Raw genomic sequence first — 12,286 nt, 5'->3', positions numbered from 1 at the left:
CCCCGCCGCCGCCCGCGCCGCCGCAGCCGCAGCAGCAACCGCCGCGGCGCCGGCGTCCGGCCGACAACGACGATGACGACGACTTCGGCGGTCCGATTCTTTCCTGAGGGGGAAACCGATGACGGATGTGGAACTCAGCACCGACCTGACGGCGCACGCCCACCAGCTCGACGCCATCGGTGACGGGCTGCAGCAGGCCGTCGACGCGGCGAACCAGGTCAGCATGCCGACCGACGCGTACGGCATCCTCTGCCAGCCGTTCCGGATGATGCTCGACCCGGTGGAGCAGTACGGCATCGACGCGCTCAAGGACGCCGTGCAGGCGATGACGGCGGTGTCGGGCAAGGTCCGCGAAGCCGCGGCGGCGTACCACAAGTACGAGGCCGGGGTGGCCGACGACCTGAACAAGTCCGCGGGCGGTGCGTGATGCCCGAGGGGAACCCGCTCGTCGTCGACGCCAAGAAGGACCCGGACGGGCCCGGCGCGTTCACCGCGGGCAACGGGGACTACGGCTGGGCCGGAGGCATCGGCATCGCCGAGTCGTCGATGGACGCGTTCAACGGGATCAAGGACGGCGACTGGGTTTCCGGCGGGCTGGGCATGCTCAGCCTGGCCGGGGAGATCGCGGGTGCCGCGATCGACCCGTTCGGCTACCTGATGTCGTCGGTGGCGTCGTTCCTGATGGAGCACATCCAGCCGCTGAAGGACATGCTCGACTCCATCGCGGGCAACCCGCCGGTGATCCAGTCCTACGCGGACACCTGGGGCAACGTCTCGAAGGCACTGGGCGAACGCAAGACCGACTTCGACAACGCGGTCAAGAACGGCACCGCCGGCTGGACCGGTGAGGGCGCGGACGCGTACCGCAAGTTCGCCGCCGAGCACAGCGAAGCGCTGTCCGGCGCGGCGACGGTGGCCGGCGCGATCAGCACGGTCACGATGATCATGGGCCAGGTCGTCTCGTTCGTGCGGGAGACCGTGCGGCAGCTGATCGCGGACCTCGTCGGCAAGCTGATCGCCTGGGTGATGGAGGAGGTCTTCTCCCTCGGCTTCGGCACGCCGGTCGTGGTGGCGCAGGCGTCGGCCGCGATCGCCAAGTGGGGCAAGAAGATCGGGGAGCTGCTCAAGAAGCTCACCGACACGATCCGCAAGGTGTCGCCGCTGCTGTCGAAGCTGGTCGACGTCTTCGAGAAGATCGCGAAGGTCTTCGGCAAGGTGCTGGGCAAGGTCAGCGGGCTCGACGGGCTGAAGGTCAAGGAAGGCGGCTTCGTCCACAAGGTCCCCAGGGAGGGCGGCGGGGTCCACACCCGCGCCCACGGCGGGGACGGCGCCGACGGTTCCCCCAGCGGCGACGGGGATTCCCCGCACAGCGGGGAAAACTCGGGCGACGCCGGCCACGCCGACGGGGAATCGCCGAGTTCCGATCCGATGAACACGGATCCGGGTTCCCGCCGGAGCTCGAGCCGGGAGGGATCCGGTTCGCCGGACGGGGACAGCTCGCCTTCGCACACCGGGGACGGTTCTTCCGCGCACACCGGCGACAGTTCTCCTTCGTCTTCCGCGCACACCGGCGACAGTTCTCCTTCGCGCGCGGGCGATTCGAGCCCTTCGCCGACTCGATCGTCTTCAGGCGACAGCAGTCCTTCGCCGACCCGCGGCAGCGACAGCACGCCCTCGCACACGGGTGACGGCAGTCCTTCGCCGACCCGCGGCGCCGACAGCACCCCGTCCCACACGGGTGACAGCAGCCCGTCGCACACCCGAGGCAGCGACAGCACCCCGTCGCACACCGGGGACACCAGCCCTTCGCCGACTCGTGGCGCTGACAGCACTCCTTCGCACGCCGGGGACAACGCACCGTCGCGGGCCGGCGACAGCAGCCCGTCGCCCACCCGGGGCAGCGACAGCACGCCGTCGCACACCGGCGACGGCAGCCCCTCGCCCACCCGCGGAACCGACAGCACCCCGTCGCACACCGGCGACACCAGCCCTTCGCCCACCCGCGGCACCGACAGCACCCCGTCACACACCGGCGACACCAGCCCCTCACCCACCCGCGGCACCGACAGCACGCCGTCGCACACCGGCGACAGCTCGCCGTCCCGGGGCGGGGACGGCGGCTCGCACCCCGGCACCGAGACGCCCAGCAGCGCCACGCCGCCGCGGGCCGAGGGCACCACCTCCGCCAGCGGTACCGCGCCCACCGCTCCGCGCACCGGTGAACCCGGCGCGGTCCCCTCTCCACGCGGTGGCGACGGCGCCTCCGTCCCGGCGCAGGGTGGCGCGCCGATGATGGGCGGCGGCGGTGGCATGCCGCCCGGTGGCGGACCCGGCGGCGGCCTCGGCGGTGGTTCCCCGCGCACCGGCGGTGGCGGCTGGACCGGCACCCCGGGCAGCCCGGGCGCGCACAGCCCGCACGTCGACGCGCCCGGCCGGCCCCGCACCGGCGGCGACCTGCCCGGCGGCGGCCGTCCGCGCACGCCGGACGCACCCGCCCCCGCGGCCCGCGGCTTCGGCCCCGGCACGCACGCACCCGACACCCGCGCACCCGGCACCCACGCACCCGACACCCACGCACCGGGCACCCGCCCGCACGAAAACGGTCCCCACGACGGCCCCGGCCACCACGAGCCCGACGGCGGCACCCCGCACCACAACGAGCCGCTGACCCCCGACGAGGTCAACGCGCGGCACTCCGAAAGCACGCCGTCGGGCAGCTCGTACCATGCCGGCGACCCCGAAATGGGCGACCTGCCACACCGCGTGCACCCCGACCCGGACGGCCGCTACACCGTGGACGTGCACGTCACCCCGGACGGTCACGCCCGCATCGGCGACCGGCTCTACACGCCGGAGGAGTTCGCGGACATCCTGCGCCGCAACGGCGACTACGACGGCCGGCCGGTCCGCCTGATCGGCTGCGACGCCGGCTCCAACGACTTCGCGCACCGGCTTTCGCGCGAGCTCGACACCGAGGTCATGGCCCCGACGAAGCCGGCCTGGACGGATTCGCACGGCCGCGTTTTCTCCTCCGACTACGAAATCGGCCCCGACGGCCGCATGCGCCCCCGCATCCCGCCGGACGGTGAGTGGAACACCCACCACCCGGACGGTTCGACGCACCGGGCGGGCGACGACGGCTTCGCGCCGGATTCGCACCACGGCGACCAGCACGACGTCGACGCGGACAGCGCCCGCCACCGGGGCGACGGCGACGACGACGGGTCGCCCTCCCACGCGGACGAAGACGACGAAGAACTCTTCGACAGCAGCACCTGGGACCAGCACGAGGTCCCCCGCTCGGACCCGACGTACGACGACAAGTTCGTCAACTACGACCGGCCGGGGAGCGAGCACCCGCACGACTCGCCGGACAACCCGTACCACCGGCCGCCGGATTCGCCGCAGACGATCGAGTCCGGGCCGCGCCCGCGGGACCGCACGGAGCCGGGCGACTTCTCGACGCCGGTGCCCACCCACCCCAAGGTGCTGGCCGGGGTCGAGCTGACGCCGAACACCGAATACCACGTGGTCAACCGGACGCGGGGCGGCGACATCGCGTCCGAGACGCGCTTCTACACCGACGCCGAAGGCAAGATCAAGTGGGTGGAGTGCAGCCCCGGCGGCGGCCGGACGCCCGAGGGCGTCAAGCTGCCGGCGAACCCGGACTTCAACTACCCGCTGCTGCCCGACTGCCACTACCGCGTCGACAACTTCAACGACCCGTCGAAGAAGCTCGACTACCACACGGACAGCCGTGGCCAGACGGACGCGGCCACCGGCCAACCGCACTACGGCCCGTCGAACGAGGACTTCCGCGACGCCGGCGGCAAGTACACCGGTCAGGGCCGGGCCGGGCACGAAGGCCAGAACGCCTACCGGGGTGACCCGAACCACGGCGAAGTCCGGTGGGCGGGCGGTCACCTCATCGCGACCGAAGCCGGCGGCGCGCCGGGCTACGGCAACATGCACGGGCAGATGGCCGCGTCGAACAGCGGGCACGCGCGCGACGGCTGGGACCCGCCGGAAACCTGGCGGCGCCAGGAGGAACAGCTCGCCGCCTACCACAACCCGCCCGACCGGGAGGTCGAGCTGCTGCAGGTGAGCACGCCGCGGCGGGCCGACGGTCTGTCCGAAGAGGACGTCATGCGGTGGCGGGTCACCGAGGTCGACCCGGCGACGGGTGAACGGGTTTCCCGGGTGTACGAGAGGGTGTTCGTCAACGTGCCGGAGAACATCGACCCCAACGCGACGGTGAGGCGTTATGGCGAGCCCTGATGAGCTGATCCCGCAGATCCTCGACGCCGTCGAGCGGGTGCTGCCGCCGAAGTGGCGACACGCGACGTTCCGGGTCTGGGCGACCGTCGTGGCGTACCAGACGGAACTGACCGTCGTCATGAGCGACGGCAGCTCACCCGAGGTCGCCCCGCCCGCGGTGACGAACCTGCTCGCGGCGCTGCGCGAGGCGATGTACCAGCCGGGGCGCGGCACCTGGTTCTCCGCGGCCTTCCTGCTGCGCGCGGGCGAAGAGCCGGAGGCCACGTTCAACTACGACCAGGACCCGCGGTGGTTCCCGGAGCTCCCGCCGGTGGCGTTCGCGCGCGACCTCGCGGCGTTCCCGCGCGCGGACGAGTGGATCCCGGAGTGGCTGCGCCGGGTGCTCGCCGACGCGGCGGCCATGGTGCCCGCACCGGAAGACTAGGGTCGGATCGACGAAACTTCGCACCGGTGAACGAAAAACGGAGGACCGGACCGCATGACGCTGAACCCGATCGAGCAGAACGAACTGCTCGGCGAGATCGCGAAAACGCTCATCGAAGCGGCGCCGCCGAACTGGCAGCGGCTGTACTTCGAGTTCATGTCCGTCGGCAAGCACGCCAGCGTCGGCATGGCCGCGACGCTGGAGAACGGCACTCGGCAGCAGGTGCCGGCGCCGCGGGAGCTGTCCAAGCCGCTTTCGAAGCTGCGTCGCGGGATGTACGCCGAGGGCCTCGGCACGTGGTACTCGATGGACATGGTGATCGACCGGCCCGACCGGTACCAGGTGCGCTTCAACCGGGACGAAGAGCCGCCGTTCCCGACGCCCGCGGCCCCGGAGCAGTACGCGTTGGACCAGGAGCGCTTCCCGCGTGCGCCGGAGAACATGCCGGACTGGTTCCGGGCGAAGCTCCCGTCGTGAGCCGCTGAGCGAACCGGAGGGGATGAACCGTGAGCCAGCCACCGGGGCCGCTGCGCCCGGACCAGCAGCAGGAGATCGTCCGGCAGATCGGCGCGGTGCTGACGGCGCAGGTGCCGCCGGGGTGGCAGCAGCTGCGCGTCGAACACCGCGCCGCCGGACGGCACGTCGAAACCGAACTGCTGGTGACCGGCCCGGACGGCCTGCCCCGGCCGGCCCAGCCGCACCCGGAAGCGGTGCGGCTGCTCGGGGTGCTGCGGTCGGGCATGTACCAGCCCGGGCTCGGCACCTGGCTGGGCGCGATCTTCGTGTTCGCGCCGGCGCAGCCGCCCGACGTCGACTTCGTGCGGCCGGACCTCGAACCGCCGTTCCGGCAGCAGCCGCCGCCGATCGGGTTCCAGGACGAGCTGCGCTTCTTCCCCCGCGCCGACGAGCACATTCCGGGCTGGCTGCGTGAGCGTGCCGGCCTGACCCCGCCGGTCGCCGGCGGAGAGGTCCGCACCCCGCGGATCTACGACGGCGTCGACGCGTCGGGCAAGCCGCTCGTCCGGCGCCGGCCGCTCGTCCCGGCGGAGATCGAACGGGTGCTGGCGTACCTCGACGCGGCCCCGGTCATCCTGGCCTCGCGCAGCAACGGCCCGGACGCGTTCGCGCCGGACCGCACGGACGCGGTGCCGATGAACTTCCGCACCGACGGCGCCTGGGCGTGGCCCGGCGCGGTGGCGTACTACCTGCGCGAGCACGGGGTGCCGCCGGACCCGGACCTGGTCGCCCACATCCGGGCCCGCCGCTTCACCGCACCGTCGGACGTCCCCGAGCCGGCGAAGGACCTGGCCCTCGCGGCGATCACCGGCGAGCAGCCTCAGACGACGGTGTAACCCGCGTCCGTCAGCGCGACTTCGAGGTCCTTGCAATGCTCGGGACCGCGGGTTTCGAGCGCCAGGACGATGTCCGCCTCACCGAGGTCGAGGCTGCCGGAGATCCGGGAGTGTTCGACGTCGAGCACGTTGGCGCCCAGCTCGCTCACGCGGGAAAGCACGCCCACGAGCGAACCCGGGCGGTCCGGGACCCGCAGGTGGAGGCGCAGGTAGCGGCCGCCGGCCGTCATGCCGTGCTGGATGATCTGCAGGAGCAGCACCGGGTCGACGTTGCCGCCCGAGAGGATCGCCACCACCGGGGGCTCGAAGATGCCGGGGTGCTGCAGCAGCGCCGCGACCGTCGCCGCGCCGGCCGGCTCCACCACCAGCTTGCGACGCTCCAGGCAGAGCAGCACCGCGCGGGAGAGGGACTGCTCGGAAACCGTCACGACGTCGTCGACCAGCGACGCGACGTGCGCGAAGCTGACCAGGCCGGGCTCGCCGACCGCGATCCCGTCGGCCATCGTCGAGGTCGAGCTCAGCCGCACCGGCGCGCCCTTGGCCAGCGAGGGCGGGTACGCCGCCGCCTCCTCGGCCTGCACGCCGACGACGCGGACGTCCGGGCGCACCGCCTTCACCGCCGACGCGACCCCGCCGACCAGCCCGCCGCCGCCGGTCGCGACGAGGATCGTCTTCACGCCCGGCACCTGCTCGAGGATCTCGAGGCCGACGGTGCCCTGGCCGGCGATGACGTCCGGGTGGTCGAAGGGGTGGATGAACACCGCCCCGGTCCGCTCGCCGAACTCGATCGCCGCGGCGAGGGTCTCCTCCAGCAGCGCGCCGTGGAGGTGGACGTCGGCGCCGTACCCGCGGGTGGCGGCGAGCTTCGGCAGCGGGGCCCGCAGCGGCATGAAGACGGTCGACTTGGCGCCGAGCAGCGACGACGCGAGCGCGACGCCCTGCGCGTGGTTGCCGGCGCTGGCCGCGACGACCCCGCGTTCGCGCTCGGCCTGGCTCAGGCCGTGGATGCGGGTGTAGGCGCCGCGGATCTTGAACGACCCGGTGCGTTGCAGGTTTTCGCACTTCAGGTGCACCGGACCGCCGTGGAGCCGGCGCAGGTCGCGCGCGTGCTCCATCGGCGTCACCCGGGTTACTCCGCGTAGGAGTTCCCGGGCGGCCTGGATCCGCTCGATGGTCACGAGTTCCATGGCCCGGATGATGCCACTCAGGAACTCCACAGGTTGACAGGGCGGGGAGCCGGGTACCCTGGGGCGTGTCAACGCACGGTAAACAGGGAGCAACCATGGCACGGGGGAACGACGCGGACGCCGCTCGACGGAGCCGCGCGACCCGGTCGGCCGGCCTGCTCCCGCTGGTGATCGGCGTGGCCTCGGCGGTCGCGCTGACCGGAGCCGCGTTCTTCACGGTCGACAGCGCGTCCTGCGGGTCGCCGGCCCAGTACATCCGCCACGACAGCCACGTCGAGCTGGTCGGTGGCTGCGTGGACGGCGCCACCCTGCCGGCGACGGGCACCCCGAAGTCGGGCGGCGTCGTGCACGGCAACTACAACCCCTGATCCACGGCGGGCTCGCGTCCGTGACCAGGGTTGTTACCCCGATGTGCCCCTGGGACAGGAAAGTGCCTTCTTCCGCGGCCTCCGCCGGCCCCCGATGATCAAGCGCATGACACAGGCACCTGAAACCGGCTACGAGCCGGGCCGCGGTCCCGGACCCGCCAAGCCCACCGAAGAGGCCCTGAGCCGCCTGCTCGGCGCGCACAGCTTCGGCGCGCTGGCCACGGTCAACCGCGCCGGCTACCCGCACCTGTCGACCATCGCCTACGCCTGGGATCCGGCGGAGCGCGTCGTGCGGATCGCGTCCGCCCTGGGGCGCGCCAAGGTCCGCCAGCTGGCCGCCAACCCCCGCGCGGCGCTCTACGTGAGCAGCGCCGACCACCTGTCCTTCGCGGTCGCTGAGGGCCTCGGCGAAGTGTCGCCCGTCAGTTCCGTGCCCGGCGACGAGACGGGACGGGCGCTGCTCGCGATGCAGGCGCCGTTCACGGACCCGGAGGACGAGGCCACCTTCCTCCGCAACATGGTCGAGGACCGGCGAGTCGTGATCACGCTCCGCGTGGACCGCCTCCACGGAGGCGGCCTCGACGTGCGCTGAGCGGCGTCAGCCCAGGGCGGCCAGCAGGTCCGCGACCAGATCACGGCCGTCTTCGATGCCGACCGACAGGCGCAGCAGGTCCGCCGGCACCTGGAGCGTCGAGCCCGCCGTGCTCGCGTGGGTCATCTTGCCCGGGTGCTCGATCAGCGACTCGATGCCGCCGAGGGACTCGGCCAGGATGAACAGCTTCGTGCGGGACGCGACTTCCAGCGCCGCCTGCTCGCCGTCCGCGTGGCTGAACGACACCATCCCACCGAAGCGGCGCATCTGCTTGGCCGCCGTCTCGTGGCCCGGGTGCTCCGGCAGGCCGGGGTAGTAGACCTTCGCGACCTTCGGGTGCTTGACCAGCGCCTGCACGATCAGCTCGGCGTTGTCGCTGTGCCGCTCCATGCGCAGGGCGAGCGTCTTGATGCCGCGCAGCGTGAGCCACGCGTCGAACGGGCCGGGTACCGCGCCGGCGGCGTTGCGCAGGTAGAACAGCTGCTCGCGCAGCTCATCCTCGTTCGTGATGACCGCGCCACCGACCACGTCGGAGTGGCCGCCGAGGTACTTCGTCGTCGAGTGCAGCACGATGTCCGCGCCCAGCGAGAGCGGGTTCTGCAGGTACGGCGTCGCGAAGGTGTTGTCGACCACCAGCCGGGCACCGGCGTCGTGCGCGACGCCCGCCAGCGCGGCGATGTCGGCGATGCCGAGCATCGGGTTGGTCGGCGACTCGCACCAGATCAGCTTCGTCTCGGGCCGGATCGCCGCGCGCACCTCGTCGAGGTTCGCCAGGTCGGCGACGGTGTGCTCGACGCCCCACAGGCTGAGCACCTTGTCGATCAGGCGGAACGTGCCGCCGTACGCGTCGTTGCCGAGCACGAGGTGGTCACCGGGGCGCAGGGTACTGCGCAGCACCACGTCGGACGCCGCCATGCCGGACGCGTAGGCCAGCGCGTGCCGGCCGCCTTCCAGCGAGGCCAGCGCCTCTTCCAGCGCCGAGCGAGTCGGGTTCGCGGTGCGCGAGTACTCGTAGTCGCCCTCGCGGGTGCCGCCCACGCCGTCCTGCGCGTAGGTCGAAGTCTGGTAGATCGGCACGATCACAGCGCCGGTGCGGGGGTCTGGCTTCTGACCGGCGTGGATCGCGCGAGTCTCGAATCCCAGTACGGAGTAGTCGTCCACCATGGGGTCAGCGTACGGCGGGGCTCCGACATTCCCGTCAGGTGGGACGGATCTCAGTAGCGCACCACCGCGCGGTGGGCGCGGACACCGCGAGCAGCAGCGTGACCACGGCCGGCGGCGCCACGAGAGCCAGCGCGGTCAGCCCGCCCATCGCCAGGTCACCGGGACCGCCGAGGTCGGCGAAGGTGAGCCCGGCGGCCGCGAGGCCCGCCGACGTCAGTGTCGCGAGCAACGCCGCCGAGCTGCCGGCGATGCAGCCGATCCGGCCGGCGGGCTGCCGGCGCGACAGCAGGACGCCGCCGGGCAGCAGCGTCGAGGCCAGCACGGCGTTCACCGCGGCGTGCACGGCCACCCGGCCGGCGTCACCGGGGAACCGGACGAGCGCGACGACGTCCAGGACGAGCCCGGCCAGGTAGAGCAGCCCGCCGAGCAGGGCGAGCGCCGCGGCGGCGAGTGCCGTCCGGCCTTCGGTTCGGGTCACGGCAGCCGAGGATACGGCCGATCACCACGCGTGACCGGCGTGGGTCACCAGCTCCGGGACGAGTAAGCCTCCTGGCCCGCCCACAGCGGCATCGCCGGCGCGCGGTAACGCAGGTAGCGGAAGGTCGGCGGCAGGAGCGCCAGGATCAGCACCAGCACCGCCAGGGCGGCCAAGCCCACCCGGTCCACCATCGCGAACCCGCCGTGGGTGAACATCGCGTCCGCGAACCGGGCCAGCGGGACACCCACCGACAGCGGCTCCATCAGCAGCGCCCCGATCGCCAGCAGAGCGCCCAGGCCGAGCAGGATCGCGCCCGCCGTCGCGCGGAACAGCGTCGTCAGCGCGCCCAGCAGGAGCACGAGCCCGGCTCCGAGGTAGGCGGCGAGGTCCACGAGCACCCAGCCCGGCAGGGCGCCGAGGCTGAATTCGGCGGGCATGTCGAGGAAGATCTTGACCGGCACATAACCGGCGGCGACGGCGGCCGCGAGCCCGAGCAGGCCGGCGAGGATCGCCGTTACTCCGGACGGCCGAGCCGATGAATACGAATGCGAATGTGAATGGGCCACCGGATATCCGCGTTGACCGGTCACGACTCCCCCATCAGCAGAACGCAGGACTACGACGTTCACCCTAGTCGGGAAAGGGGGAAGTGACTCCGAAAGAGAACGGAATTGGGCCGGACGGCGGAACCCAAGATCATTTTCCTGCGCTAGCGGCAGAAATGCTGTCACGCGATCCGGATGACCCGCGATAGCGCGCAATTGTCCTTTTCGGACAATTAAGTACCGGGTGCTCAATGCAGCGTGCCCCGGAGCCGAATGGGCTCCGGGGCACGAATGCGGTCCTAGTTCACCACTGCTGCTGCGGCGGCTGGCCGGGCTGGCCGAACCCGCCGCTCGGCGGTCCCTGCTGGCCAGGGGGCTGGCCCCAGCCCTGCGGCGGCTGACCCGGCTGCTGCGGGTAGCCCTGGTGCTGACCCGGCTGGCCGTAGCCGCCCGGCTGCTGGCCCGGCTGGCCAGGCTGCGGGAAGCCCCCGCTCGACGGCTGCGGGAACCCGCCGCTGGACGGGTTGGGCCCGCCCGGCTGGCCGTAGCCCGGGGGCTGGCCGTAACCCGGTCCCGGCTGGCCGTAGCCGCCCGGCTGACCAGGCTGACCGAACCCGCCCGGCTGACCGGGCTGACCCGGCTGGCCGAACCCGCCCTGCTGCTGCGGGGCACCGAAGCCGCCCTGCGGCGGTCCGCCGAAGCCCTGCGGCCCGCCCGGCGTGGCACCGCCGTCACCGAGGCCGACGAACTGCTGCGTCGCCGGGATGAACCCGAGCACACCCACGATGAGGATGAGCACGCCGAGGATCAGCGGCGGCAGGCCGAGACCGAAGGTGTCCCGCTCGGACGCGGAGGCCTGCGAGAGCGTCTCGGCGTTCGGCGTCATCCCGATCTTGAGCAGCAGCGCGAAGATCGTGAGGAGCGCACCACCCGCGACGATCGCGATCGGGACGAACTTCTTGATCCCGCCCAGCTTGCCCACGAGCGCCAGCCCGACGCCGCCGGCGAGGGAGATCAGCGCGCCCAGCAGGATCATGACCACGTAGAACCAGACGAGGCCCGGGCCGATGATCCCGGCCGCGTCGAGCACCTTGTCGATGGCCGCCTGGTCCGGAGCGAGGTCGAAGATCTTCGAGTAGTCGCTCGCGTCGCCCATGTAGCTGAACGCGATGATCAGCGCGATCAGGCCCAGCAGGGCCACCACGCCACCGGCGATGTAGCCGAACAGGCCGTTGCCCCCGGCGGACGGGCCGCCGAACTGCGGCGGCTGACCGCCGAAACCGGGCTGCTGCGGTCCGCCGAACCCGGGACCGCCGAAGCCCTGCTGCGGCTGACCGGGCTGCTGGCCCGGCTGGCCGTAGCCCGGCTGCTGGCCGAACCCGCCCGGCTGACCGGGCTGCCCCGGCTGACCGAAACCGCCCTGCTGGCCGTAGCCGCCCGGCTGCTGGCCGAACGCCGCGGCCGGGTTGTCGGCCGCGCTCGGCGGCGGGGTGTACGGGATCGCCGGCGGCTGGGAGCCCGGCGGGACCAGCTGCGTGGAGTCCGCGACCGGGGCGTCGCCGCCACCCGCCGGGTTCACCCACTGCGTCGCGTTCGCGTCGACCGGCGGCATCGCCTGGGTCGCGCCCGCCCCGCCGTCACCCGGGTGACCCGGCTGGACGACCTGCGTCGGTTCGGGCGTCTCCCCGAACGGGGAACCGCCCTGCGGCTGGGCGGGCTGCACGACCTGGGTCGGTTCCGGGCTGCCGAACGGGTTGTCCTGCTGCGGCTGGGCGCCACTCGGCGGGCCCTGAGGTGGCTGGCCGCCACCCCACGGCTGGTTCGGTGGCTGCGGTGCACTCATGTGGGTCTTGAACCCCCTTGACGAGGACGCGAAAGTGTTCTATTTGCGCTCACGC

General features: G+C 72.5%; 12 protein-coding genes. 7 read left to right on the top strand and 5 right to left on the bottom strand.

Annotation, left to right across the window (positions count from 1 at the left end; all coding sequences use genetic code 11):
• Nucleotides 1-118: 118 nt before the first annotated feature.
• The 5 genes from ABZ342_RS34290 to ABZ342_RS34270 are packed head-to-tail and all read left to right on the top strand — an operon-like array spanning nucleotide 119 to nucleotide 6,054.
• The gene (locus ABZ342_RS34290; RefSeq protein WP_086679876.1) at nucleotides 119-427 is read left to right on the top strand and encodes a type VII secretion target; all 309 of its coding nucleotides are present in this window, start codon (nucleotides 119-121) and stop codon (nucleotides 425-427) included.
• The gene (locus ABZ342_RS34285; RefSeq protein ID WP_360481993.1) at nucleotides 427-4,278 is read left to right on the top strand and encodes a hypothetical protein; all 3,852 of its coding nucleotides are present in this window, start codon (nucleotides 427-429) and stop codon (nucleotides 4,276-4,278) included. The genes ABZ342_RS34290 and ABZ342_RS34285 overlap by 1 nt, the downstream gene beginning before the upstream one ends.
• Nucleotides 4,265-4,702: a hypothetical protein gene (locus ABZ342_RS34280; protein ID WP_360481990.1), complete on the top strand. Its 438-nt coding sequence runs from the start codon at nucleotides 4,265-4,267 to the stop codon at nucleotides 4,700-4,702. The genes ABZ342_RS34285 and ABZ342_RS34280 overlap by 14 nt, the downstream gene beginning before the upstream one ends.
• 54 nt (nucleotides 4,703-4,756) lie before the next feature.
• The gene (locus tag ABZ342_RS34275; RefSeq protein WP_360481987.1) at nucleotides 4,757-5,179 is read left to right on the top strand and encodes a hypothetical protein; all 423 of its coding nucleotides are present in this window, start codon (nucleotides 4,757-4,759) and stop codon (nucleotides 5,177-5,179) included.
• 29 nt (nucleotides 5,180-5,208) lie between these two features.
• Nucleotides 5,209-6,054, top strand: coding sequence for a ferredoxin (locus tag ABZ342_RS34270; RefSeq protein WP_360481984.1), 846 nt, complete (start codon nucleotides 5,209-5,211; stop codon nucleotides 6,052-6,054).
• Here ABZ342_RS34270 and ilvA read toward each other — a convergent pair.
• Complete coding sequence (gene ilvA / locus ABZ342_RS34265; protein WP_155540995.1) at nucleotides 6,039-7,241, bottom strand: threonine ammonia-lyase; 1,203 nt, start codon at nucleotides 7,239-7,241, stop codon at nucleotides 6,039-6,041. The two genes, ABZ342_RS34270 and ilvA, sit on opposite strands and share 16 nt — an antisense overlap.
• Nucleotides 7,242-7,336: 95 nt before the next feature.
• On the opposite strand from ilvA, the gene ABZ342_RS34260 reads away from it, so the two are divergent.
• Together ABZ342_RS34260 and ABZ342_RS34255 are read left to right on the top strand one after the other, a co-directional pair.
• Nucleotides 7,337-7,609, top strand: coding sequence for a hypothetical protein (locus tag ABZ342_RS34260; protein WP_155540994.1), 273 nt, complete (start codon nucleotides 7,337-7,339; stop codon nucleotides 7,607-7,609).
• A 106-nt stretch (nucleotides 7,610-7,715) separates the two neighbouring features.
• Nucleotides 7,716-8,201, top strand: a complete 486-nt coding sequence (locus tag ABZ342_RS34255; protein ID WP_360481980.1) for a pyridoxamine 5'-phosphate oxidase family protein — start codon at nucleotides 7,716-7,718, stop codon at nucleotides 8,199-8,201.
• A 6-nt stretch (nucleotides 8,202-8,207) separates the two neighbouring features.
• Here ABZ342_RS34255 and ABZ342_RS34250 read toward each other — a convergent pair whose 3' ends face one another.
• The 4 genes from ABZ342_RS34250 to ABZ342_RS34235 all read right to left on the bottom strand — a co-directional run bounded on the left by ABZ342_RS34250 (nucleotide 8,208) and on the right by ABZ342_RS34235 (nucleotide 12,231).
• Nucleotides 8,208-9,365, bottom strand: coding sequence for a cystathionine gamma-synthase (locus ABZ342_RS34250; protein ID WP_155540992.1), 1,158 nt, complete (start codon nucleotides 9,363-9,365; stop codon nucleotides 8,208-8,210).
• A gap of 34 nt (nucleotides 9,366-9,399) precedes the next feature.
• Nucleotides 9,400-9,843 carry a hypothetical protein gene (locus tag ABZ342_RS34245; protein ID WP_360481977.1) on the bottom strand — a complete coding sequence of 148 codons (444 nt, stop codon included), beginning with the start codon at nucleotides 9,841-9,843 and terminating at the stop codon, nucleotides 9,400-9,402.
• A gap of 44 nt (nucleotides 9,844-9,887) precedes the next feature.
• The gene (locus tag ABZ342_RS34240; protein WP_230862313.1) at nucleotides 9,888-10,409 is read right to left on the bottom strand and encodes a hypothetical protein; all 522 of its coding nucleotides are present in this window, start codon (nucleotides 10,407-10,409) and stop codon (nucleotides 9,888-9,890) included.
• Nucleotides 10,410-10,692: 283 nt separating this feature from the next.
• Nucleotides 10,693-12,231, bottom strand: coding sequence for a hypothetical protein (locus ABZ342_RS34235; protein WP_360481973.1), 1,539 nt, complete (start codon nucleotides 12,229-12,231; stop codon nucleotides 10,693-10,695).
• Nucleotides 12,232-12,286: the final 55 nt, after the last annotated feature.

This window comes from Amycolatopsis sp. NPDC005961, assembly GCF_040629235.1.
Taxonomy (GTDB): domain Bacteria; phylum Actinomycetota; class Actinomycetes; order Mycobacteriales; family Pseudonocardiaceae; genus Amycolatopsis; species Amycolatopsis camponoti.
Note: the sequence above shows the minus strand (reverse complement) of the source record. Positions and strands in the feature narration are given on the sequence as shown.